The following is a 22,970-nucleotide window of genomic DNA, read 5'->3' on the forward strand; positions in this document are numbered from 1 at the left end:
CGCCTTACAGGATGCCGGTGGCTTCGGTGAGCAGCCAAATGCCGATCACGAGCAGCACCGCGCCGATGGCGACCGTGAGGCCGAATTGGCCCCAGGTTTTGCGACCAGTGTGGATTTCCGCGTAGGTGCCGTAGGCGTGGTAGCACACGCCAATGAACATCGACGCCACAACCAGCAGGGCCACGAGCATGATGATGTCGTAGCCGTAGTTCCTGATCGTCTCCATGATGCCGCTGCCGGCGCCCCGGGTCGGGTTCTCCAACTGCGGCAGGCCTTGCGCGAACGACAGCGCCGGCAGCGCGGCGGCGCCCAGAGCCACGGTGGTGCGCTGGACAAAACGGGAAGTGAGGATGCGGTTTTGCATGGTCAGGCCTTTCAGGTCAGGAGAGGAGGAAGAAACTCAGGACGAGGTACATCGCGACGAAGCGGATGCAGACGCCGAGGAACTGGCGCTGGTTGAGGCGGCTCTCGGACCACCCTACGTAAGCCGTTCGGATGGCCCAGACGCCCCAGACGAGCAGGACCGCGAACACGACGCCGACCAGGACGGTCGCCATCGCGGAAGGCGCGATGCCGCTGTTGGCTTGAAATGCCGAGACTTGGGCGCCGTTCATGGCTTGGCCTCCGCGGTCGTCGGCGATGGCTCGACGGCCCGCTCGGTGCGGTAGTCGCCGGCCAGCTCGGCGGGGTCGCGCGGCTGAGCACGCGAAGGAGAGAGGTGCGCCTGGATGCCGGCGCGCACGCGCGCTAGGTCAGCCAGCAGCCGCGGGTAATCGAAGTGGTAGCGCTCGCCCGGCTGGACGGGAGCATGCGCGGCGCTGTCGGCGACGGTGCGCTCCAGCGCGTCGAGCTGGCGCAGCGCCGCGACCAATTCCTGACGCTGCGCGGGGGGCTCGGCCAACGCCATCGGGGACTGGCCCAGCAGGAGGGCCGTCACGAGAAAAGTGGGCACGCCGCGATGCGCGGCACGCAGCCAGGTTGAAGCCACCATCGCGCCATTCCTGTGTGATCAGCAATGGCTCGATCGTGGAGATCAGGGCTGCTTTAGGCCGCAAACAATAGGAACCCGCGGATGACCGGATTGATGGATGCCGAGGCTGTTGGTGTCAGCCTGGGCTATCCTGCGGTCAGAAGTAGATCGAGGAGGAATTTATGGGGCTAAAGACCGAGCTGAAAGCTCTGGTGGATGAGTTAGATCGCGTGCACAAGGGGGCCACTCCATGGTCCGAAGAGGCCGGCATTCCTGATTTCATCACCGCTGAGAACGGTATGCAGCGGTACTTCACCAAGAAGGCAAGAGAGGCGCTTGGGCAGTTCTCCAGCACCCTCCATCAGAATCGGACTCTGAACTCAGTGAAGATCGAACCCGAGGCCTTTCAGAAAATTGCCCGCCAAGCCGTTGCCGATATGCACGCCTCGGGTGAGCTTTCGGGGTTTGATGAATGCGATCAGGGCGGGCTGCTTCCCAAACTGAAATTGCTTATCGAGGAACGACTCGCAAGCATCACCAACGAACACACGCACTATTTCCCTGCCTGGACCCTGGGCATGGAGAGGAAGTCTCCGTTCTCCCTCGGCCCGGTGACATTCTTGAATAGGTCGGACTGGATAGATTCTGTAGATTTCCCTCAGCAGGGAAAGGATCACTATCTGAACCAACCAGAGGCGAACCACCGCTGGAAGGAAATTCTCAAGGATGCCTTGCAGAAGGCCAATGATGGCTCCTCCATCGAAGGGCTGGCCAACGCCGTCTACAGTGCGATAGTCGGATGTCCAGCCTTGGTCAAGGTAACAGTCCGTGGCTATGAGCGTGAATTCTCACGCAAGCTGGCGAGATTGGTTGGCAAGACAGCGCTTGACGCTATCTCTCTGGGCTTTGGAGCCCCCGAGTGCTTCCTGCAACAGGCGCTTCAAGACGAGCGCCTACCGCCTGCGGGTAGCGATCGCCTGGTCGAAACCAAAGGGTTTCTGTGGTTGCCTGGAAGCTCGCTCGGGAAGCGGATTCCTTCGCAACCTCCTGAACGAGTAAGGCAAGCGTTGGATGACATGACATCTATTCTTCCGGCATTCGCGGCGATCCTTGATGGGCTGCTTGATCCATCGAGTCACCCGCATCCCAAGCTTGCCAATCGATGGGCTACTGCGCTGGATTGGTTCGGCGAAGGAAACCGTGAGTTAAGCGATGCTATAGCGTTGGCGAAGCTCGGAACCTGCCTGGATGTACTGAGCTGCGGCGGCAGGAACGGCGGTATCTGTAAAATGGTCGTGCATCTGACCGGAACGAGTGACGACACGCAGGTAATACGAGGCAACCGTCCTCGCACGCTGAAGCAATTGGTCAAGGACATCTATGACCATGGTCGATCGCAGATACTGCATGGCACGCACTACGACAGACTGGAATCATTCGCGGCAGAGCGGCAGTATGCAGCCTACCTCGCACGGATCGTATTGATTGAGTGCGCAGTGCGACTACAGCGTTATGGTGGTCCAGATGATGACGGGGCGTTCAGCACAATATAGCTAGAGGTACTTTTTGAAGCTCCCCGCAGTCAGGGATATACCCAGTCCAAGCAAGGCGGTGCTCGGCAGCAGGATCAGCAGCGGATGCACCGATACCGGCAGCGCCAGGTACGTCACCCAAGGCAGCACGGCCAGCGGCATCAGGCTCGCCTTTGCGCGGTGGTAGATGAAGCCGGATTCCCGGCCCGCGCCGAAGCGCCGCACGTCACGGCGCACCAGGCCATCGATCAGACCTACGAATGCCGCCGTGAAGATCAGTGGCAGGGTGAGCACCAGGACCAACAGACGCACGAGAAAGGTCAGCGTCGTGAACGCTGCCGCAATCAGGTAGCTCTCGGTCCAAACATAGACTTGGCTGATGAAATAGCGGAAGTTGCGCGTCTGGCCCTGGCTCGACGCACGGGCGCGCTCGGCGGTCTGGCTCATGCGCTCCAGCAGCCCCGAACGCACGAACACCCATTCGTAGCCGGTATCTACCAACTCGTGCGCTGTGCGCCCCGGCTCCTGCACGATCACGCTGCGCGTGAAATGGCTAGACAGGTGCCCCAGCTCGTACTGCAGCATCTGCTGGGAGTGCCGCCAGCTTTGATCCTTCCAGAACAAGTGCATGCCCACGCACTCCATGACGATGGAGAACAGCAGCGAGCCGATCAGTACCCCAAGCAGCCGAAAAGGCAGCGTGATCGTGCCGATGACCAGACCCTGGCGGCGGCCTTGCTCCCTTCGTGTGGTGCCGGCGGCATCGCTCATGGTGCGGCCTCGTCTCTGGCCATATCGCCCGTGCCGGAGGCAGGAGCGTCGGCGGTGGCCACCTCATCGAGCAGGTCATCGGGCAAGGCCGTGTCCTGCAAGACCGGGGAACTGGTGAACTCCCACCACTGCGTGGCCTCACTGTAGCTCTGGCGCATGTAGCCCGCGAGTTGTTGCAGATCCTGCGGCATGACCTCATCGGGGTCCGGTGCCGGCAGCGGCATGCGAACCTTCCAAAGCTGGCCGCCCTGCAACAACGCGAAACACTGACCCTTGGGTAAGGCGACGACGTGCGACGGCTCGATCATCGGCACGCTGGACATGCTGATGCGGTCCTGCGTGTTGCTGGTGAAATCCGTCGCCCCGCGGATGTCGGAGCTGTCGGTCGCGCCGGAGACGATGGTGGTCGTATAGACCTCGACCTTCGGCAATTGCCGGGTCAGCAGTTCAGCGGTGGCCGTCTCGCGCACGCGCAGCATGAACAGGTTGTTGAAGTTGCCGATCACCTGACCGGCCTTCGCGCGGTTGCCGATGCGAGCCTCGATGTCCGAAAGGGTCTGGGTGTACGCGGTGACTTGCAGACCGGCGCCGCCGCCTTTGTTGATCAGCGGCACGAACTCGTCACCCATGAGTTCATTGAATTCATCCGCGTGGACGTTGATCGGCACGCGCGTGCCAGCCGATGCGCCCGGCAGGCCGTCATCGATCCCGTGCTTGTAGATATGGCCTGCCACCGAAACGAGATCGCTGAACATCGAGTTGCCGACCGCTGCGGCGACCTCGGCATCGGATAGCGCGTCCAGGCCCACATAGACGACGGCGCGCTTTCGGATGACCTGCATCCAATCGAAGATCGGGCGGGGGTCGGCCAGGTCGGAATAGTTCGGCGCCAGAAGCTGGGAAATCTTCCCGCTGGTGAGTTTCTCCAGCAGCGGCAGCAGCGATGCGACGATCTTGTCGAAATACGTCTTGTCGTAGCGAACCGCCGAGCGCAGGCCGTCGAGCACCGGGTCATAGTTACGGGCCTGGGAGAGGTACTGCTCCAGCGCCACCACGCGCTTCTCGCGCCCAATCATGTTGCGCGGGATGTTCTTCTCGTTGAGCTTGGCCTCGATCTGGACGATCACCTCCCAGGCCTTGGGCTCGGTCTTGGCGAAGTAGTGCTGGGCGTACTCGATGAACAGCGCGTCGATGTTGATGACGTGGCGCTGGATCAGCATGTAGTCCGGGCGCTGGCCCAGTTCCACCAGGGCGCGGGCGATGATATTGACGAAGCGCCACGCAAACTCGCGAAATGCCGCGCTGTTGCCTTCCCCGGAGAGCTGCCCTGCAACACGGGTGGCCACCTCGCTGATGCGCCCAAAGCGGCCCACAGCGTTGTAGCGCGCGGAAATGTCGGGCCAGCCCAAATGGAAGACATAGAACTCACCCTCACGACCCGCGCGTTTGGCCTCGACGTACACCCGCTTCAAAAGATCGGCATCGCCCTTGGGGTCTATGACGATGACGACCTCGTGCTCGCCGTCGGCGTTCTTGCGCCGAATGTCCTGGGTCACAAACAACTCGGCCAACCGCGTCTTGCCCACGCGCGTGGTGCCCAGCACCAGCGAATGCCCGACGCGCTCACCCAGCGGCAGGCTGACGTCCACCTCATCGGGTTCGATGCCGTGCAGGCGCGGCAGGCCGCCCACAGGCGGCAGCGGGCGCACCGGGTTGAAAGACACATCCCAGCCCGTGAGCGCGGGCAGCCGAGACAGCGGGAACGGCGCGAACTCCAGCCGTTCCTCCAGCCTGCGCGCCAGCCGGTAGGCCGGCGTCAACTCGACGTAGCGGCGAAATTCCGGTCGGTACGTCTGCATGAGCCGATGGGTGTGTTTCTGCTCCCACAGAAACCCGCGCCCCACGAACAGACGCTGCTGGCTGACCGGTACGTCCTTGCTGGTCATCACGTAGCGCGGCAAGCGGCGAATGTTGCGCCGGTAGCGCAGGATGACGCGGGCATCGCGGTAGCGGATGGCACCGTAGGCGCAGAACGCCAGCGCACTGCCGACGCCCATGGCCGGACTCAGCGCGAGCGACCACGGGGCCACCAGGGACAGAAACGCGGCGCCTGCACACGCCGCGACGGTATAGAACTCCACCGCTGGGCGCAGCAAAACCTCGACCGGCTGTTTCCCCGACATGGCTTCATTGCTCGATGCCGGTGGCTGTGATCAGCACCGGGTAATGTCGCAGAGCCAGGCGCTCGGCCAGGTCGTCACCGGCCACAGGCGCGAGGGCTACGCCCGGCACCAGGGCGCGCAGCCGTGCCAGGCCCTGCACGGTCTCGACGTTAACCACCAGGCCCACCGCGCCGCGCTGGCGCAGCGAGGCCGCCTGACGACGAAGCCAGGCGCGGGACGCCTCGTCGTCGCCGATGACCACAAAGGGCCGCAGGCCCGGCGCCTCTATCACCCGCCGCGCGACGGTGCCAGGTGTGAGCTTGGCACTGCGCACCGGCAACATCGCGGCCTCGTCCATGGGCGTGGCGGGCACCGGGAGCATTGGGATGGGCGGTCGGGCCGGCGCATCGGCGCGCGGCTGAAGGTTCAGAGCCTCGTAGTACGGCAGCGCCGACGCGCCGCCACGGTCTTCGACCACGATCAGCGGCTCGCCGGCACGCGAGGCCAGCGGCAGAGCCGCCAGCAGCACGAGCAGACCCTTCAGCGTGAAGTTGCTCAGAGGGAGGTTCGTCATGGGGATGTCTCCTGGCGCGCAGCGAGGGCCGCGGTGGTTGGGTGCGTGCCCTGCACACGGGCAAGGTGGCGCGACACGCTCCGCCTGTAACGGGCGGCAGGTTCTCCGCCCGCAGGACGGTGGTAGCGACCGATTGCCAGCAACCAGTCCTCGCCAGTGGTGTGCTGCTCTTTCAGGATTTCAGCGGCGATGGAAAGATTGCGGTACGGGTCGAGCAGGTCGCACGCGCTGGCGTAGCGCTGTTGGTGGTAGCCGAGGTTGATCTGGCCAAGGCCCGCGTCGATGCGCGTGTGCGGCGTGGCGCGCATCGCCTGCTGCAAACCGGCGCAGGCGTCGGCGCGTGTTGCGTAACGACGCGACTGGCCAGCGACGTTGAGCGACCACGGCCACGGGACGATGCGTCCATTGCGTCGGATGCCGCTCTCTTGCAAGGCTACGGCGTAGAGCACCGTCGAGGGGATGCCTGCGCGCTGTGCGGCAAGCTGGTAAGCCGGTGGCGGAAGCTCCTGGGCATGGGCGGCGCAGGCGCACAGGCCCGCCGCGATCACCAGTGCGCGCAAGCACTGCGAAACGGAGGTGGCCACTATGGCTGGCGCTGCCATTGACCGTTCACCTCGCGCACGACCGCAGGAAGGTCTCCGGGCAAGCTCAGCGACAGCCACCGCCCGCCATCATGGTTGAGCGTGATGCCACCGCTGCGCACGCGCGCCGGATCGACGTTCGCCCGCTTGGCCCAGTCGCGGATACGTGTGTCGTCCTGGCGGCTGCCGACCATGTACAGGTCGAACTCGGTACCAGAGGATTGCAGGCGCTGCACGAGCTGCCCGCAGGCCGCGCAGCCGTCCTTGATGAACACTGCCGTGCGGCCTGAACCGCGCAAGGGATTGGCGCTTGTGCCGGTGTCGGGCTTGTCGTCAGGCAGGTTCACCCGCTGCATGCCGGGATTCAGGCGCTGCCAGGCCTCGTCGTAGGCACGCTGGTAGGCGAGCAGCTTCTCGACACGGCGTGCCTCGATCTGTACCTGCAGCTCTGCGTAGCGGAGCCGTTCCTCGTCGGTGCGCGCCTCGATGCCCAGGGCGGACAGCGGGTCCAGGTTGGGTGAGTAGATACCCAGCGGCCCATCCATCAGTTCGCGATAGCGCGCCCACTCCTGCGGTTGCAAGCCCCAGTCGCTTGCCACCCGGTCGTCCAAGGCGCGAGTGACCAGCGGACGCTCCTGGCTCTGGGCATTGCCGGCGGGGGCCGTGGTCGGTTGCTGCGCCCAAGCGGACAACTGGGCAGACACCAGCAGAAGCGCGGAAAGGATAATGGCAGGCTTCATGTCATGTCCTCAGCTCAAGGGATCGCCACGCGACGGGTCTGGTCGCCGGCCTGAAACACGGCGGAGTTGCCCTCGACCGCCTGAAAGCGCCATGGGCCGAGCGAATCGCCGGGCAGCAGTACCTCAAGCTGGTCGGGCGTGAAGTCCCCGCTGCTCGGCGCGACGGACAGGCTGCGCTGGCCGGCGCGAAGTTCGGCGCCGACGATGCGGAACGGCAGTGGCAGCGGTTCCGGCTTGGCGTTAGGCCTGCGCGGTGTGCGCGGCTGAGCGGGTGCTGCGGTGCGCGCAACGGTCTGGCGCGTCTTGATTTGCTCGACCTCCGTGCGCAGCGCCTGAAGGTCGTCAGCAGCGGCATAGCCGCTCAGCGTTGTCTCGACCTGGGCAGCGCGTGCTTCCAGGAGTTCGCGGGTGTCTTTAAGGTCTGCCGCCGTTGCGACGGTTGGACGCTGCTGGATGGCCTCAATGGCCTCGGCCAGACCTACCGCCTGCGCTTCGAGACGTTGCAGGCGGGAATTAAGCAGCTCCTGGTCGACCTGCTCGTTCACCGCCTGGTAGCCGAGAGCGACGAAAACGCTGAGGCCGATCAGCCAGAGCCACATCAGGCTCTGCAACATCATGGCGGTGATCGGGCGACGGGGAGACTGCGCGGCATTCATGGCTGGCCTCCCGAAACCGAAGGCATCAGCAGAAACGTCTGCACCGCCTCGGCAGCAGGCGGTTCGTGTTCGTGCTCGGCGGTCGCACTGCCTCCAGCCTGCTCAAAGCAAATCTGCCGTGCCCGGTCATTCGCGTGCAGTTCCCAGGCCGGGCCAGCCAGGGTAAGCAGCGCATCGCGCAAGGTCATGGGGCCAAGATGCAGGTGCGCCGCCGGCAGCGGCAGCGCATACAACTCGGTCACGGCGTGGGCCATCTCGCAAAGCTGGTAACCACTGCGTTTGAGCACATGCCGCAGGCCATCGCCCACCGTGGCACGGGCATCCTCCGGCATGGACACATCGATGGTCTGCAACAGCAAGTCACGCTGCGCTGCCGAGGGTGCCAGCTCAACCAGCGTGTAGCGGCCATAGCGCACGACGGGAATGAACTCGGGTGCCTCGGGTTGGGGAACGGAGGCGATTTCCTCTATGGCGTCTGGTGCCAGTGGCGCGGTCGTGGTGGCGCAGCCGCTGGCCAGGGCAGCGGCCAGGAGACCAGCGCCGACCAGACGCCGGGATACATGGATGGCGGGCATGGCATCGGCTCTTCTGTTGCGATGCCGATACATTGGCGGCGCGATGCCGTGCGGTCAGCCAGGAATGCGAACTGGGTGGTGCCCGGTTTGCTGCCTTGGGCAAGCGCTCGGCCTTCACGGGAACACTTTGGAATGAGAGAAAAACGCAGCCCCGCCCACGAAGAACGCGGACGGGGCTGCAAGGTGGGAAGAACAGAAAGCCGGCGGCGCTAGGCCGGCTTGTGGCGTGGAAATCAGGCGGTGACCAATTGCCGGGCCAGCGCCACTTCGACGGAATCACCGTCCTGGTTCAGGACATCCAGCCCCGATTCGGGCACATCGCCCGAGGTGGACTGCGAGACCATGATCTTCTTGGCCATCAGTTCCAGGCAGGTCATCTGCGAGGAACCGGCATAGCCGAGGTAGATCACGCGCACGGGTTGCTTCTGCCCGATGCGCCAGGAGCGGCGTGCTGCCTGTTGGAGCGAGTACACGTTGTAGCCACTTTGCATGAACACAATCGTCGGGAACTCCAGCAGGTCCAGCCCCGTCTTGACCAGCTCGGGATTGGTGACGAGCACGTCGATGCCACGGTCCAGTTGCTCGGCGATCCAGTCTTCTCTGCGGCTGGCATCCACGCTTGCGCGCAGCACCGCCACCTTGAAGCCTTCCTGCTCCAGCAGCCCCTTCAGGCGCGACGTGGTATCGCGCGTGCCGGTATAGACCGTGTAGGCCAGAACCTTGCGGCCCTGTGTCTTCTCCTGCCTGCAGATCTCGATCAGCTCACGCTCCTTGGGGCTGATCTCGAACTCATTGAACTGAGCCGGGACAAACGCCAAGGTGTTGCGCGTGCGTGGATGCACCACGGTCTCCGACCGGAAGCAGCAATCCGGCCAGGCCAGCAGCACGTTGAGCACCACCCCCAGCAAGGTCGTATCGCGTCGCGCCAGAGCCTGTTTCAGCTCTGCGGTCAGCCGACCCGCCAAATCGCGGTAGGCCGCAGCTTGCGCCACGTCCATCTGGACTTCACGAAACTCCTCGTCATACGGTGGCAGGACGTTGCCACCGATGTCCTTGAGCTTGAGAAATATGGTGAACGGCAGGATGCAACGCAAGACCCCTTTCGGGCCGAAGCCGGGAGCCTTGACCGTGCGCACCGATACCTTGGTGCCCTTGGCCGTCTTGTGCGCCGTGCCGGCGCTCTCGGAGTAGATGTCCTTGAGGACGCCGTGATCGCGCATGAACGCCATCGCAGCCGAGGTCATGCTGCCGCTCGTGGTCGGGCGGTAGCCGTCTTCGATCATCCGCCCTGGCAGTGCCCGGAACAGCAGGTAGAACAGATCATCGCCGTAGCCGCCCATCAGCGTGCCGGTCAGCAGCAAGGTCTTGCGAGCCTTCGCCGCCAGCACGCCCATGGCCTGGCCCTGGGCACTGCCACCGTTCTTGTACTCGTGCGCCTCGTCGGCGATGAGCAGGTCGAACGTGCCTTGCGGCAGGTAGCGTTTGATGAACTCGGACGGTTGGTAGCCGCCCTCGCCAAAGCCAAACTCCATGTTGGCCATCGCACGTTCCATGCGCGTGGCCTGACGGTCGGAAAACACCAGCTCGCCATTGCCGTCCATCAGGTTGATGAACTCGTGGATGTTGTCACCCAGCATCGAGGCCAGGAAGCCGTCACCAAACTTCTGCATCAACTTCTGCGCGGTGACTTCCCCGATGGTCGGGATGCGCTTCAAGGCTTTGAGGACGACAGAGGACTGGTCACTGCCGGACAGACTACGCGGGCGGATCAGCGTCCACAGGGGCGCGGCGCAGTGGCTGCACTTCCTGCGGGACTCCTCGGCTTCGAGCGAGATCGGGTTGACCGGTTCGCCGTCGAGGTCCGTAATGACCGTGCCGCAGTTCGGGCATGCTGCCACGTCGCCGTGGCGGGTGCGCCGCTGGGTGAAGACCGGCTTCCAGTGGAACCCCATCCGCATCCGCACGCGCCCCAGGACGAAAAACTCCTGGCCCGTGGGCTGCACACCCAACTGCTCGCGCAGCTTGATGAGCTTGACCAGCGTATCCGGGCCATTGAGCACCCAGACCTTGGCGCCGGCCACCGTCTCCTGGATCTCGCGCCGCCACTTGTAGACCAGGTGGGGAGGCGAAAGTACCAGCGTGCGGCGGTAGCCTTCGGCGTTGAGCACCGCGGCCGTGGCGATGCCGACGGTCGTTTTGCCGCAGCCCATTTCGCCATTGACGATCGCAGCGCGTTCGCCTTGATCGACCAGCAGCTCGGCGGCAGCATGGACAACGTCGGCCTGGGCCTGGAACAGCTTGCGCTTGAGGCTGGCAACGACGAGTTGCCGCTGTGCTTGCGCTTGGCCGGTATAGACCGGCGGGTTGGCGCGGTTGAGAGAATCAAGCAGTTCGTCGCCGAACTCGCCGACAAAATCCTGAAGGCTCAGGGTCAGAGGGGATGATTCCGCTTCGAGCAGTTCGCCCGGTACGGGCGCTGCATTGCTGGCGGTGGTGTCGAGATCAACGGGCATGGTGATGCTCCATAAAAAGAATGGGGCATGCACCACCCCAGCGGGGCGATGACATGCCCCGTGGTGGGAAGAGAGACGGCGAACCGTCGGTGGTTGGACAGTACAGGCACTCCTTGGCCTGCGGTGACAACTCGCGGTCAGTACTCGTTGGGCAGCAACAGCGTGGTGACGCTGCGATCCCATTCGGTGATGATCCAAATCTTCAGGCCGGGTGTGACCTCGTAAGAAGAAAACAGACGATCCTCGCCGGACTTCAGCGCGGCATCGTTCTGCCGCCTGTCGCTGTCGTCGAGGTCGCCCCAATCGCCGCCGAGGTGGCGACGCAGGTAGGGAGTCGGGTTGAGCCGGCCCTGTCGGACCAGGTCATCGACGCCGCAGGTCATGACCACCTGGCCTGGCGAGAAGCGCAGGCTCGGTGTTTGGCTGATGGAAAGTGCTTGGGCTGCCATGGAAGGCTCCTGGATATGGAGGGGCCACGGCACCCCATCGGGGCGACTGGACCCCGGTAGGTGGAAAAATCGACGGCGAACCGTCGGCGGTGAAAAACAATCAGCGAATGGTCAACACCTCGCCCCGTGTCGGGGAATCAGGCGTCATGTCCCACGCGCGGATGACGGGAACAAACTTGTCGGTGAGGATGCGCGTCTCGGCGATCGAGCCGTCTTCGCGCTCGGTGAATTCCCGCTGGAGCGTCTTGTCCTTGTGGGTGTCACCTTTGACGACGAGCACGCGCCCCGTCTTGGATTGCACGACTCCCGAGATCGCGCCTGCGGCCAGAGCCAGGGCGAGATGCCAGTGGGACAAGGCCCGCGCCGGTGGACGTAGCGTCTGCTGCGCGGCCCCCAACTGCGTATCCCGCGACGGCCAGAGGCCTTGCAGTCTGCCAACCTCATCGGCGAACTGCTCCGGCTCCATCGTCACGCGGAAGAAATGCCCCGGCTCCGCCGGGCTGGCGGGGACGATGTACGGCAGGAACGGCCATTCGCTCGGCAGCTCCTCGGCTTCGATTTCGCCAAGCCCAATCTGCAGCAACAGACTGCGCACGGCCTTGACGGCATCGGGTGTCTGCTCACGCTGACGCACCCGTCGCCCGAAGATCACCACCTGCTTAAACTGCGTTTCCACCGCTCGATAGATCCGCAGGTCGGTGTAGTGGCGTGTCAGCCAGCCGACCAGCTCGGCATCGAGCACGTAGCCGGGGACGATGAAGACCAGCACGCCGCCGTACTGCAACAGGGGCAGCGTGCGCTGGTAGAACAGCTTTTCGAGGCGGGCTCGGCCCTGACCTTGATAGCCAATGTTGCCGTTGACGTCCTTGGACAGGTCGCCATACGGCGGATTGAGCCAGAGCAGACCGAAGGACTGCTTGGAGATCATCGTGTCCATCAGGTCCGCGTGCAGACAGTGATCGACCAGACCACGGGCATGGCGCGCCCGCTCTGCGTCGAACTCGACGGCGAACGCCTTGGCATGCTCGCGCCCCAGGGCATGAGCCGCTTCAGCGATTGCCACGCCTTCGCCGGCGCAGGGATCGAGGATGCACATCGGCCCATTGGATTCAGAGTTACTGGGCATCAATGCGTTGAGCGCTCTTTCGAGCGTGGGTTCGTCGGTCGGGAAGTACCCGTTTTTCACGAAATTGCGGGCGAGCCGCGGGAACATGAGAGCCATGGAAGTCTCCTGGTTGGCGGGGATGATTGGCGCAGGCACGCCTTGGCGTGCCTGCGCAGGTGGGTCAAGCCGCTACCGTTTCCGGCGTCCAAATCTTGGCCGGATAGGGATAGGCGGTGAGCACGTCACTGCGGATCAGCGAGCCGAGCGCCTGGGTCAGCGCCGGCACGTCGATGGCGAGCCGATGGCCCACCAAAGGCCCGAGGGCGAACGGCAGGCGGGTCAGCATCTCGCGGCTTTGCAGCAGTTCCAGCACGGTTTCGCGCCAGTGGTCGAGCAATGGCAGTGGGCAGGTGTCCTGCACCAACGTCCACAGGCGGTCAAGCCGGTGGTCGCTATCGCGGGGCAGCAATGCCAGTGCGCTGGCGTTGGCCTTGTCGGGCTTGACGCAGCGCCGATCGAACAGCCACACGTTGGACAGCGAACCGAACAGCGTTCGCCGGTAGGCGCGGGTCATGCGCTTTTCCAGGCGATCGACGTTGCCGACGAACACCGGGACGCTGCCGCCCTGGTCGGTGATGACGTGGAACTGCTCCAGGCCTTGCTCGTCACGCCCGAGGGTCAGGCGAGCAAGGAACTGCTGGACGGCGGTGTCCCGCGCCCAGATCGACAGGAAGATCAGATTGCCCTGGTCATCGCCGACGCAAGCGTCGGCCATCACGTCCGGGCATTCGTCGATGCGATACAGCGTGGTGGAAGAAGGGTTTGCGGGCATAGTGGTGTCCTCGGATAAGCGGGAACAGCAGCGCCGCTGGGGCAAGTGCTGCCCCTTGGGGTGGTAGGGCAAACGCCCTGGCTCAGGCCGTCAGCGTCGTAGCCGGGGCTGCTTTGGGTATGCGCCTCTGCGCGTGGTAGGCGCGAACGCCTGCACGCCAGTCGGCGGATTGCTCCGGTGCGAGATCCAGATAGGACAGCGGGCACGAGTAGTAGTACGGGTGCATGGATTCGTCCAGCGGCTTGTAGCCCCACTGGCCGCCGCTGCGTTGCAGCAGATCGCAGCGGATATAGCGCAGGGACTGACCTGGCGCGAGATCACGATGTACGCCGTCGGCTTTGGCCGTCACTTGCGTAACAGACCAGAGGACGTTGCCACGCAGTGCGTGGGCGATGACCTTCACGCTGGTGCGCTCGGTCTCTTGCGGTGTGATCAGTTCCGCGATCAGTTCAGACCGCGATTGGGGGGAGAAATACCAGCCCATGAGAGGCCTCCGGGAGAAATGAAGCCGGAGGCTTCCCCCGAGGGGAAGGCCCCCGGCGGGTGGGTGAGGAACACCGCAGATGCAGCGTTCCGTACTACGCGGGTTGCAGTTCGGCCTGGCGGCTCCACTCTTGCGTCTTGAAGTCCAGCGCATAACCCAGTTCGCTCAAGCGAGCGATCTGCGCGCGCAGGGTGCGGCGGTCGATGGTCGAATCCAGTTTCACGGACTCATCCAGCGGCCACAGCAGGCCGAACAGCGCGGCATCGCCCTCTTCGGTACTGCCGGAGGCAGTCGCCGTAGCGGGCGTCGGCGCATCCACACCAAAGGGGGTGGTATCGACCAGCGGGTCTGCGGATGCCTGCACAGGTGCGGGCTTGGCGGGCCTGGACGTTTTGGCTGGTTTGGCTGGTTTGGCCGGCGTTACCGCAGGCTGTTCGCCCAGCTCTTCATCAAGTGGATCGAGGTCCTGAGTGGCGAAGCTGCGTGCCTCGTCACGGCTCAGTTTGTCGATGTCGTAGAGCGTCATTCCGTCCAGACTGGCGCGGATTTCGAAACGCATGCCACCACCGACCGGGTAGGACTTCGGGAAGATGTACCTGATGATGAACTCCCCGTCGTACTTGCCTTCGGGGTATTGCTCCAGCTCCGGGTCCTTGACCTCGAACGTACCGAGGTGCGTGGCGAGGCGACCGACGGTGAAGGGGCCGTTCTTGCCGCGAATGGTGCGCAGCGTGAGTTGGCCGGGGACGACAATGGGCGAAACCGATTTATCGGATGCCGATGTGGCTGCCATGATGGTTCTCCTTAGCGATTGGGAAAACGACAAGGCCCGCGAGGGCCTTGCCGATCAGAACGAATCAGCCAATGCCGGCTCCTGCTTCTCGACTTCACCTTCGGGCTCGCGCTCGGCGGGCTCGGCAGGCTGATCGGCAGCGGGGCCGGCGTCCTCGGCTTCGGACGCGGATGCGTCCTGGGCTGGCGGCGTCTCGGCTTGCGCGGGGCTCGTCGGATAGACCTTGGTGCCGTCGATCTTGATCAGGCCGATGTGGATCAGCGTCGATTCCAGGCTTGCGGCCGGTTCCCCAGCGCGTTCACCCTTGGTGCGGATGTACGGATCGATCTTCATGTCGTTGAGACGGAAGGCGATCAGCACCTTGCAGTCCCCTTCGATGGCCTGCACGCACCGGCGAACCAGATGCTCGGCTTCAGGGGTGGTAACGATGGTGTCGAAGTACCGATACTCCGGTTCATCGACAGGCCCGGCCAGCGCGGCGACGGTGCAAGAGAGGAACGGGTCGCCATCTTTGGGCGTGACGTCCTTCGGACGGCTGAGGTAGCCGATGCCGCGGGTGATCAGCTCGTGATGCCTGATCGAAGCCAGTTCGGCTCGGTCAAGTGGCTCGGCCTTGAGCAGTCGCGCCTTGAGGGACGCGGCGGCTTGGCCTTTCTGCTCGCCCTTGTCGCGGATGTACGCATCGCCCCACAGGTCGCCGAGGCGAAAGCGCACCAGCGGGCGCTGCTTGGGATCGTCAACGCCGATGCAGCGCTCGACCAGCTTCTTGGCCTCGGCACCCGAGACCTTGACATCGAAATAGCGATAGCTGGGGTCCTTTGCGGAACCGACCAGCGCGGCGATGGTGCATGCCAGAAAAGGCTGCGCACGGCGGCCGCCCCGAACAGGCACTTCACGGACACGCTGGATGTAACCGATGCCCGAGGTGTGGAGGTCGAAATACGATTTCTCGTTGGACGTGGTGCTCATGGTGAATCTCCATAGGGATGAAGCGGAGACACGCCAGTCCCACGCTGCGGGGAAAGGTGCGTAACCCCGCGATGGGTTGATAAGGCGAAAGCATCCACCACCAGAGACTGGTGGCCGCTCGCGGATGGATGCGGTGCGAGCTGGCTCGGTCACGCAGTGGGAGCTGCGCCGCAACCTCGAAGACCGATGGTTGCCTGGCATGTCGCTGACAACGTCAGCAGGCATGGGCTCAGCATGGCCTCGCCTCGCGCGCGAGGCAGCCATCAATCGGCATCCGGGCGATTCCCTTTGATGAATCTCCCAGGCAGAAAAAAGGCCCTCCTTCCGAATGGAGGGAGAGCCTGTGGGGGCATGTCGCCTGGTTTTTTTCGTGGTGTCACGCAGGTACAGCGCGGCGCCGTCGGGACGTCTCCGCGCCGATCACGCTCACATCGATCAGACGCCAGCGTCCGTCGTCGATGAGCCGCTCCAGCACTTCGCCGAGCATGTCGAAGTACACCTCGTCGTGCCGATCGACCAACTCGCCGTCGCGGCGCAGCTCCACCGCATAGGTATCGCTGCCGCGCTGGTAGAGGATCGTCACCTGGCCGGCGAACTTCGCGGTCGAAACCGTGAAACTGATCGCCGGGGGCGTTTCGATGATCCTGGACGGCTTCGGATCGACCCAGGTGAAGTCGTGGGCGCCCGCATCGACCAGCATGTGGGTGATGCGCCGGAACCTGTCGGGCGCCGGCATTTCCTCCAACTGCTCGATGAGCTGACCCAGTTCCATGCACTGCGGCTCGGGAATGGGCAGCTTGGCCGGCGCGGAGCCGAGGATGTGTGTCTTGACGGTGTAGGGAGTGCCGTCGGACATCATCTCGGTGCGCTCTTCTGGCGTGTCCGCACGCAGGCCGTCGAAACGGCGACGGGCATAGGGTTGGACATGCACCTTGGTGCCCTCGCTGGGAACGGTGGTCACCAGGTTGGGATCGAGTACCGCGAACTCGCTGGGCTTGAGCTTGACGACGATGGCGTCTTTGCTGGCTGCTACCACCTTGCCGTCGAAGGGCTGGGGATCAATGACGAAGCCCAGTGTCGAGGACTGTGGTTGATCATCGAACACGCGGTACTTGAACGATCGCACGTTGCGCGGCACATGGCCTGCGACCAGCGAAGGCATCAGGGTCTTGATGAGAGAGCGATCCATGTGAATCTCCTTGAGGAAGAACAAGGGATTCCCGCCCGCAAGGGAGAGGTCCCTTGTGGGTGAATGGGCGCGATGCGTCCGTAGGAAGAAACAACCAGCACGGTTTCCCGCGCTTGCAGCCTTGAAGGTCTTGGCTGCCTGGGCATGTGTCGGCAACGCCGACGAACATGGGGTAAGGATGGCCCTTGAGTGAGCGGCCTGCGCTCAGCAAACCGCACCGCGCCGCACCCGCTTTCCTGCGCCGGGACAAGAAAAGGCCCCTCGAAAGGGGCTGGGTGGTCAGGCTTGGTACACGAAGTAGTGTTCGCGCTGACGTGGAAAGAACACGTGCTTCCACGTGTCGCCGCCGGTGTTGCCACCGTCGAAAACGACCATTTCGTAGTCGTCAATGTCGGTGTCGGCCAGATCGGCGCTGGCGATATGGCGCATGTGCAGCGTGCCACTCAAGCGCTCGAATACCAGGATCTGGCCGATGGCGTCGTCCTGGCCCATGGCGTTGACGCAGGCTCCAAGCTGATGCTCGAAGTCGCGTGCGGGCGAGATGAGGTCGGGGAACATAAAGTGCTCCTATGAAATTGGACCAGCCCGGCTCCTAGAAAGGAGACGGGCTGGCATGGAGGGCAAAGAGGAAGGTGGGCTCGTGGTGTGTTTGCTAGGACTCGGCCAGCGGCAAGCCCGGCAACACGGGCGCGTCGGCGTCGAGGATGAGGATGCGCACATCGGCCTGGCCAGCCAGTTCCAGGATGTTCGCCAGGTCGTCTGGCATGCCCTTGCTGCGGTGCTCCTGCCGAAGCTGCTCGGCGGTGATGCCATCGGCGTGCTCCAGGTTCTGGTCCGTCCAGGGCGTTGAGATCAGCTTGACGCCGATCGCCGGGCTGTACGGAACCCGAAAGGCGATGAACAAAAAGGCCTCCGGCGTGGCGAGGTCCGCCAGATTGGCGAGGTACTGGCCGGTTTCCTGGCTGATGTGCGCGCTGCTGATTTCCCAGCAGCGGCTGTAGTAGCCGGTCTCGAAACTCAGGCGCTGCACGATTTCCCGCGCGGCCTCGACCGAATAGCTGTCACCGACGTGGATCAGGCGATCGTCGAAGTCCTCGCCATGAATGGCATAGACCACGGCACCGATCACGCCTTCGCCGTTAACGCCCTCATCGGCATCGCATTCGGCCAGCACCTCGGCGCTTATAGGTTCAGAGCCGTTCGTGACCACCGCGAAATCGCTGGTGACGATGCAGGAAGATGAAATCAGTTCCTGGTCGGAAAGATGTTGCTGGCTCGGGTGGATATTTCGCCAGACATGCGGGCTTCCGTCCTCGTAGCTGATGGACAGCGTGCGGACGATTTTCAAGTTCCAGTAGCCGCGAACAAAGGGATTGGGATTCTGAGACATGGGAACGCTCCAGATTGAATAATGGAGCCAATTCCCGCCACCGGGAATTGGACCCAGTGGGTTGAAAAGGGAAAATGCGTCAGTCGGCGCTGATCGTTGGCTTTGATTCAGCCGCTTTACGCTGGGCTACGGAAAGGAAATCGAGGGACATGGCCGTGTGGACGCATGTCCCTCGTGGGGAACGAAAAGACGGGGGTGTGCCCGAAACGGGCTCACCAGCCGCTGTAGTTCACCATCAAGTCGGCGATGACCTTGCGGCGTTGCAGATCGAGGCCGTCGAAGTCCGACAGCCCGTCGAAGTGGCAGCGCTTGAGCATGGCACCGCCCTCGCGCGCGTTGTAGAAGCTGACCATGGCGGACAGGAACATGCGTTCGCCGCTGCTCAGGACGCCGAGGGCATCATTGAGCAGCAGCATGTTGGGACGCAGATCCCACTTGCTCTTGGCCTGGTTCAGACCTTCACGGGTGCCGTCGCCGAACCATTCGGGGCCAGCGATCTCGGCACCACGCTTCCATGCCTCGAAGAAGGCTTGGGGCGCGGCAGCGAAATGCTGCTCTTCCCGCATGATCTGATCGACGACTTCCTGCGGCAGCAGTTGATTCATGGCGTGATTCCTCCAGTTGGATCAGGGAATGGCGAGCTGGGACCAGCCGCCTCTTTCGAGGGCACGTTGAGCCGCCGCATGGCTGCGGAAGTACTCGTGCGATTCCCGCGAAACGGGACCTTCGGTATCGCGCGTGCCGATGTAGTGGCCGGCGGCGCTTTGCAGGACTTCGAGCGGCAGGAACTTGCCGCAATAGGTCAAGGCCAACTGGCCGAAAGAGGCTTTGTGGGACATGGGTAGGCTCCTTGGAAAAGCGAGGCCTTGTCCCTCACGGGATGGCAGCTCCCGCACGTGGTGGATAAAAAGCATCGGCGTCACGGGGACGCGCGTCCGCAGACTTGATGCGATACGGACTGGCGGGTTACGCGGGAAGAACCCACGGCAGCCTGGAACCCATGGCTGCTGGCATGTGCTGACGAATCAGCGAACATGCGGGCAGCTTCGTCCGGGAGCCTCGCTGCGTCAGTTGGAAAACGGCAATCGGCCCAGCCCGGATTGATGGCGCGGAGACAGAAAACCCGCATCGAGTGCGGGCTGTCAGGGGGGGCGTGGGTGCGTTGGCTCACTCGGTCTTGTCGCCCAGGACATACTGCTTCCACAGGGCGAATGCCTCGTCCTGTCCCAGTTCGGCCAGGACCACAATGGGTTGCGTTTGCCGCGCACGCAGCGAAGCGAAATACGCCTTACGGTCGGCGATGGCCTTGAGGTTGATGCCATCGATAAACAGCAGCTTGCCGTCCTTGATGAACAGCACCTTGTTGCCAAGGTCGCGCTCGAACGCGGCTCGTACTTTCTCCGGTTGTTGCATGCGTCGGTTTCCTGTTGCTGTGGCCGGCCCTTGGGTCGGAACGTTGATCGACGAGACAAAGGAGCCGAAGGCTCGCTGACCTTCGGCTCGGGAGGAAATAACCACCCGTGGGCTGTTGCAGGCCCGGTCGTCGCTCGAACCGTCTGCTCATCAGCAATCACACCCGGCCCATGTCGTGGCTGGGGCCGGCATCGTCTGGCGCACATCCGCGCACAAAGGGAGCCCGTTTTTGCGCCGGTGGGCACCGGCACTGAATACCGCTGACCACAAAGGGTCTCCGGGTGGCTCGCGCTGCCAGGCAAGCCATCGGGGGACCACTTCGCAGTGGGCGGGAGAAACACAGACCAGCAGAACACGCGGGAGGCGGTTCGCGGAAAAACTACCTTCAGGTCCCGCAGCCGGGGACGGCTCGACGGGACGCGCACACGGACAAGAAGGCGTTGCGCGCTGGGCGACCCGCAGGGGCGTGCGGGACACGGGCCACGCCTTTGAAACAGGGTGCGGCCCACGGGAAACGGAGTCGGTTAGGCGCCTTTGCGGCCGCTGCTACGCGAGCGCGAAGCGCCACGCTTGGGCGGACCAGATTCGACCGGCAGCGTGCCTTTGCAGTCGGGGTAGCGACTGCACGACCAGAATGGACCGCTCTTGCCGGTGCGTTGGCGCGTCGATGCGCCGCACTGCGGGCATGCTGGTCCATGGGCAAGCTTGATGGACAGGGACATGCTGCCGTACTGCGCGATCAACTGCGAAATCCAGGCGGCCTGCTTGCCAATGAACACGTCCAGCGTGAGCTGACCAGCCTCGATCATGTCGAGTGCCTGTTCCCACACGGCGGTGGTGCCGGGGTCAGCAATCGCCGCAGGCACGGCATCGATCAGCGTGAACGCCGCATCCGATGCACGGATGGAGCGTCCCTTTTTCACGATGTAGCCGCGAGTGATCAACCCGCTGATGATGTTGGCCCGCGTCGCCTCGGTGCCGATGCCCGTCGTGTCCTTCAGCTTCTGCTTCAGGCGCGGGTCGGTCACGAAACGCGCAACACCCTTCATCGCCTTGACCAGTTCGCCCTGCGTATAGGGCTTGGGTGGCATCGTTTTGAGTGCCTTGATGTCGGCCCCAGCGATCTGACATGCCATCGCTTCGCGCAACGCGGGTAGCACCTGGCTGCGTGCAGAGGCGTCGGCGTCCTCATCAGCGCTGCCTTCACGTTCGGGCTCGTCCAGCACCAGGCGCCAGCCCTTGACGACGACCTGCTTGCCCGTAGCCACCAGCTTCTGCTGGCCGCAGGAAAGCTCGGCCACGGTGCGGTCGAACTCGTGGTGAGGGAGGAACTGGGCCAGGTAATGCGCCCGGATTAGCCGGTACACGGCCCGTTCCTTCTCGCTCATGACGGAAAGATTCGCCGGTTCGAGCGTCGGGATGATGCCGTGGTGCGCTGTGACCTTGCCGTCGTTCCATGCACGCGAACGCTGGGTGCGGTCGAGCTGACCCATGATCGGGCGCAGCGACGGGTCGGTCTTGAGCAGGCTGTCCAGGACGGTGGGCACCTCGGCGAACATGCTTTCGGGCAGGTAGCCGGAGTCCGAGCGCGGGTAGGTTGTGGCCTTGTGCGTCTCGTACAGGGCCTGGGCTATCTGCAATGTCTCCTGTACGTCCAGCCCGAGCTGCCTGGAACAGACCTCCTGAAGCGTCCCCAGGTCGAACAGCAGGGGCGGGCCTTCGCGCACGCGCTCGGTCTCGACCGACACCACCTGGGCGCTGCCCGCAGCGCGAATCTGCTGCGCCGCCTGCTGGGCGACCGGCTGTTGCAGGCAACGACCGGCGTCGTCGGTGCAGCCGTCGGGCGCAACCCACTGCGCGGAGAAAGCCTGACCCTCTGTGGACAAAGACACGTCGATGGCCCAGAACGGCGCCGACTTGAAAGCCGCGATTTCGCGGTCGCGATCAACGACCAGCTTCAGGGTCGGGGTCTGGACACGTCCGACCGACAGCACGCCGTCGTAGCCCGCCTGCCGCCCGAGCAGCGTGAACAGACGGCTGAGGTTCATGCCGACGAGCCAGTCTGCCCGCGAACGCGCCAGCGCCGAGTAGTACATCGGCAGCGTATCGGATGATGGTCGCAGCTTGCCGAGCGCAGTGCGGATCGACGCATCGTTGAGCGCCGACAGCCACAAGCGCTCGATGGGGCCACGGTAGCCGCACAGGTCGATGATCTCGCGGGCGATCAGCTCGCCCTCGCGGTCGGCATCGGTGGCGATGACGAGATGGGTCGCCTTCGCCAGAAGCGCCTTGACGACCTTGAATTGCGTGGCGGTCTTGGGTTTGACCTCGACCCGCCACTGCTGGGGAATGATGGGCAACTGCTCCAGCGACCAGCGCTTGAGCGCCGCGTCATAGACCTCGGGTGCTGCCGCTTCTACGAGATGGCCGATGCACCAGGTAATCGTGACGCCGGAGCCGTTGAGGCAGCCTTCACCGCGCTGTGTCGCGCCGAGAATCCGACCAATATCCTTGCCCTGGGAGGGCTTCTCGCACAAGAACAGCCGCATATCCGTCCATCCGATTTCCGTGGTTCATTGAGTTGCTGGAATCGAGGATGCCGGTCCCCACCAGGGGCAACAGCAAACAAGTCGCAAGCGGTGGCGACCACTTTCACGGGATGGAATGGCTGGGGCGGAGATGGTATGCAGCCGGGGTGTGCGGGCCGGGAGCCGCGATTTTCGGGAGCACGTGGAATCCGGTGGACGTAGATGGAGCTATCCCCTGGGGATAGCTCGCGGGTGCATGGAGCGGCGAACAGTGGCCGACCCATGCCGGGTCACTTCCTACGCCGCGGCTCTTTTGGCGCAGCCGGTTCCTGGGCGGCCTGGGGCTTTGCCTCCGCATCCTGCGGCTTCGGGCTGAGGGTCACGGACTCGATGCGAAACGGCAGGATGCCGACGCTGCGCGCGTTGATCTGCCAGGTTTCGCGCGGCTGATCTTCGTTGTCCGTCCAGGGCTCGCGCTCCATGCGGCCGACGACCAGGATGCGCATGCCTTTCTGGTAGAGGCTTTTCCAGTGCGCGGCGTCGCGGTGCCAGATTTCCACGGGCGCCCAGAAGCCGCCGCGATCCTCGAAGTCGCCGCCTTTGGTGGGAACGGGGTTGTCGAAATACACGTTCAGCCGCAGCAAGCGCCGCGGCTCGTCGTTGCCGTTGGGGAACTCCCGGTATTCGGGCGGGGAGCCAATGTTGCCTTCGCCCCAAAAGTGCGTGCTCATGTTGCAATCTCCA

The 22,970-nt window shown here is 63.9% G+C and carries 26 protein-coding genes; 1 reads left to right on the top strand and 25 read right to left on the bottom strand.

Features of this window, described 5'->3' with window-relative positions:
* Positions 1 to 4: 4 nt before the first annotated feature.
* Genes VQ065_RS07385 through VQ065_RS07395 form a run of 3 tightly spaced genes read right to left on the bottom strand, consistent with a single transcriptional unit; the run spans position 5 to position 991 of the window.
* On the bottom strand, positions 5 to 364 hold the full coding sequence (locus tag VQ065_RS07385) for a TIGR03745 family integrating conjugative element membrane protein (protein ID WP_003158638.1): 360 nt from the start codon (positions 362 to 364) through the stop codon (positions 5 to 7).
* A 16-nt stretch (positions 365 to 380) separates the two neighbouring features.
* Positions 381 to 614: a TIGR03758 family integrating conjugative element protein gene (locus VQ065_RS07390; protein WP_003050225.1), complete on the bottom strand. Its 234-nt coding sequence runs from the start codon at positions 612 to 614 to the stop codon at positions 381 to 383.
* Positions 611 to 991 carry an integrative conjugative element protein, RAQPRD family gene (locus VQ065_RS07395; protein ID WP_003158637.1) on the bottom strand — a complete coding sequence of 127 codons (381 nt, stop codon included), beginning with the start codon at positions 989 to 991 and terminating at the stop codon, positions 611 to 613. The genes VQ065_RS07390 and VQ065_RS07395 overlap by 4 nt, the downstream gene beginning before the upstream one ends.
* Positions 992 to 1,152: 161 nt before the next feature.
* On the opposite strand from VQ065_RS07395, the gene VQ065_RS07400 reads away from it, so the two are divergent.
* A complete protein-coding gene (locus VQ065_RS07400) occupies positions 1,153 to 2,523 on the top strand; it encodes a hypothetical protein (protein WP_003158636.1) in 1,371 nt (456 codons plus the stop codon).
* Here the strand turns inward: VQ065_RS07400 and VQ065_RS07405 are convergent, their stop codons facing one another.
* From VQ065_RS07405 to VQ065_RS07510, 22 genes are all read right to left on the bottom strand, one after another.
* Positions 2,524 to 3,273, bottom strand: coding sequence for a TIGR03747 family integrating conjugative element membrane protein (locus tag VQ065_RS07405; protein ID WP_003158635.1), 750 nt, complete (start codon positions 3,271 to 3,273; stop codon positions 2,524 to 2,526).
* The gene (gene traD / locus VQ065_RS07410) at positions 3,270 to 5,456 is read right to left on the bottom strand and encodes a type IV conjugative transfer system coupling protein TraD (protein WP_003158634.1); all 2,187 of its coding nucleotides are present in this window, start codon (positions 5,454 to 5,456) and stop codon (positions 3,270 to 3,272) included. The genes VQ065_RS07405 and traD overlap by 4 nt, the downstream gene beginning before the upstream one ends.
* A gap of 4 nt (positions 5,457 to 5,460) precedes the next feature.
* Positions 5,461 to 6,009, bottom strand: coding sequence for an integrating conjugative element protein (locus tag VQ065_RS07415; RefSeq protein ID WP_003158633.1), 549 nt, complete (start codon positions 6,007 to 6,009; stop codon positions 5,461 to 5,463).
* Positions 6,006 to 6,611 (bottom strand): transglycosylase SLT domain-containing protein, encoded by a 606-nt coding sequence (locus VQ065_RS07420; protein WP_003158632.1) that lies wholly within the window; start codon positions 6,609 to 6,611, stop codon positions 6,006 to 6,008. Before VQ065_RS07420 ends, VQ065_RS07415 begins: the two co-directional genes overlap by 4 nt.
* Positions 6,593 to 7,330: a TIGR03759 family integrating conjugative element protein gene (locus VQ065_RS07425; RefSeq protein ID WP_003158631.1), complete on the bottom strand. Its 738-nt coding sequence runs from the start codon at positions 7,328 to 7,330 to the stop codon at positions 6,593 to 6,595. The genes VQ065_RS07420 and VQ065_RS07425 overlap by 19 nt, the downstream gene beginning before the upstream one ends.
* 14 nt (positions 7,331 to 7,344) lie before the next feature.
* Complete coding sequence (locus tag VQ065_RS07430; RefSeq protein ID WP_003158630.1) at positions 7,345 to 7,986, bottom strand: hypothetical protein; 642 nt, start codon at positions 7,984 to 7,986, stop codon at positions 7,345 to 7,347.
* On the bottom strand, positions 7,983 to 8,561 hold the full coding sequence (gene pilL2, locus VQ065_RS07435; protein ID WP_115747644.1) for a PFGI-1 class ICE element type IV pilus protein PilL2: 579 nt from the start codon (positions 8,559 to 8,561) through the stop codon (positions 7,983 to 7,985). Before pilL2 ends, VQ065_RS07430 begins: the two co-directional genes overlap by 4 nt.
* Positions 8,562 to 8,794: 233 nt before the next feature.
* The gene (locus VQ065_RS07440; RefSeq protein ID WP_003158628.1) at positions 8,795 to 11,074 is read right to left on the bottom strand and encodes a helicase-related protein; all 2,280 of its coding nucleotides are present in this window, start codon (positions 11,072 to 11,074) and stop codon (positions 8,795 to 8,797) included.
* 137 nt (positions 11,075 to 11,211) lie between these two features.
* Positions 11,212 to 11,457, bottom strand: coding sequence for a plasmid related protein (locus VQ065_RS07445; protein WP_425311439.1), 246 nt, complete (start codon positions 11,455 to 11,457; stop codon positions 11,212 to 11,214).
* 166 nt (positions 11,458 to 11,623) lie between these two features.
* Entirely contained in the window at positions 11,624 to 12,745 is a 1,122-nt protein-coding gene (locus VQ065_RS07450) for a DUF6094 domain-containing protein (RefSeq protein ID WP_003158626.1), read from the bottom strand.
* Between the two features lie 64 nt (positions 12,746 to 12,809).
* Positions 12,810 to 13,460, bottom strand: a complete 651-nt coding sequence (locus VQ065_RS07455) for a hypothetical protein (RefSeq protein ID WP_003158625.1) — start codon at positions 13,458 to 13,460, stop codon at positions 12,810 to 12,812.
* Between the two features lie 82 nt (positions 13,461 to 13,542).
* Positions 13,543 to 13,944 carry a hypothetical protein gene (locus tag VQ065_RS07460; protein WP_003158624.1) on the bottom strand — a complete coding sequence of 134 codons (402 nt, stop codon included), beginning with the start codon at positions 13,942 to 13,944 and terminating at the stop codon, positions 13,543 to 13,545.
* Between the two features lie 94 nt (positions 13,945 to 14,038).
* On the bottom strand, positions 14,039 to 14,737 hold the full coding sequence (locus VQ065_RS07465; protein WP_003158623.1) for a DUF3275 family protein: 699 nt from the start codon (positions 14,735 to 14,737) through the stop codon (positions 14,039 to 14,041).
* A gap of 54 nt (positions 14,738 to 14,791) precedes the next feature.
* A complete protein-coding gene (locus VQ065_RS07470) occupies positions 14,792 to 15,706 on the bottom strand; it encodes a DUF3577 domain-containing protein (protein WP_003158622.1) in 915 nt (304 codons plus the stop codon).
* 376 nt (positions 15,707 to 16,082) lie between these two features.
* Entirely contained in the window at positions 16,083 to 16,895 is an 813-nt protein-coding gene (locus VQ065_RS07475; RefSeq protein ID WP_003158621.1) for a hypothetical protein, read from the bottom strand.
* Between the two features lie 279 nt (positions 16,896 to 17,174).
* Positions 17,175 to 17,453, bottom strand: a complete 279-nt coding sequence (locus VQ065_RS07480; RefSeq protein ID WP_003158620.1) for a hypothetical protein — start codon at positions 17,451 to 17,453, stop codon at positions 17,175 to 17,177.
* Positions 17,454 to 17,547: 94 nt separating this feature from the next.
* The gene (locus tag VQ065_RS07485; protein ID WP_003158619.1) at positions 17,548 to 18,285 is read right to left on the bottom strand and encodes a DUF5983 family protein; all 738 of its coding nucleotides are present in this window, start codon (positions 18,283 to 18,285) and stop codon (positions 17,548 to 17,550) included.
* A 212-nt stretch (positions 18,286 to 18,497) separates the two neighbouring features.
* Positions 18,498 to 18,890 carry a hypothetical protein gene (locus tag VQ065_RS07490; RefSeq protein WP_003158618.1) on the bottom strand — a complete coding sequence of 131 codons (393 nt, stop codon included), beginning with the start codon at positions 18,888 to 18,890 and terminating at the stop codon, positions 18,498 to 18,500.
* A 21-nt stretch (positions 18,891 to 18,911) separates the two neighbouring features.
* The gene (locus VQ065_RS07495; RefSeq protein ID WP_003158617.1) at positions 18,912 to 19,124 is read right to left on the bottom strand and encodes a hypothetical protein; all 213 of its coding nucleotides are present in this window, start codon (positions 19,122 to 19,124) and stop codon (positions 18,912 to 18,914) included.
* 328 nt (positions 19,125 to 19,452) lie between these two features.
* The gene (locus tag VQ065_RS07500; RefSeq protein ID WP_003158614.1) at positions 19,453 to 19,698 is read right to left on the bottom strand and encodes a hypothetical protein; all 246 of its coding nucleotides are present in this window, start codon (positions 19,696 to 19,698) and stop codon (positions 19,453 to 19,455) included.
* Between the two features lie 524 nt (positions 19,699 to 20,222).
* Entirely contained in the window at positions 20,223 to 22,247 is a 2,025-nt protein-coding gene (locus tag VQ065_RS07505; RefSeq protein WP_003158613.1) for a DNA topoisomerase III, read from the bottom strand.
* A 269-nt stretch (positions 22,248 to 22,516) separates the two neighbouring features.
* Positions 22,517 to 22,957 carry a single-stranded DNA-binding protein gene (locus VQ065_RS07510; RefSeq protein ID WP_003158612.1) on the bottom strand — a complete coding sequence of 147 codons (441 nt, stop codon included), beginning with the start codon at positions 22,955 to 22,957 and terminating at the stop codon, positions 22,517 to 22,519.
* Between the last annotated feature and the right edge of the window lie 13 nt (positions 22,958 to 22,970).

Origin of the sequence: Pseudomonas sp. KBN10P06128 (assembly GCF_037574945.1) — a bacterium.
Classification (GTDB): domain Bacteria; phylum Pseudomonadota; class Gammaproteobacteria; order Pseudomonadales; family Pseudomonadaceae; genus Pseudomonas; species Pseudomonas aeruginosa.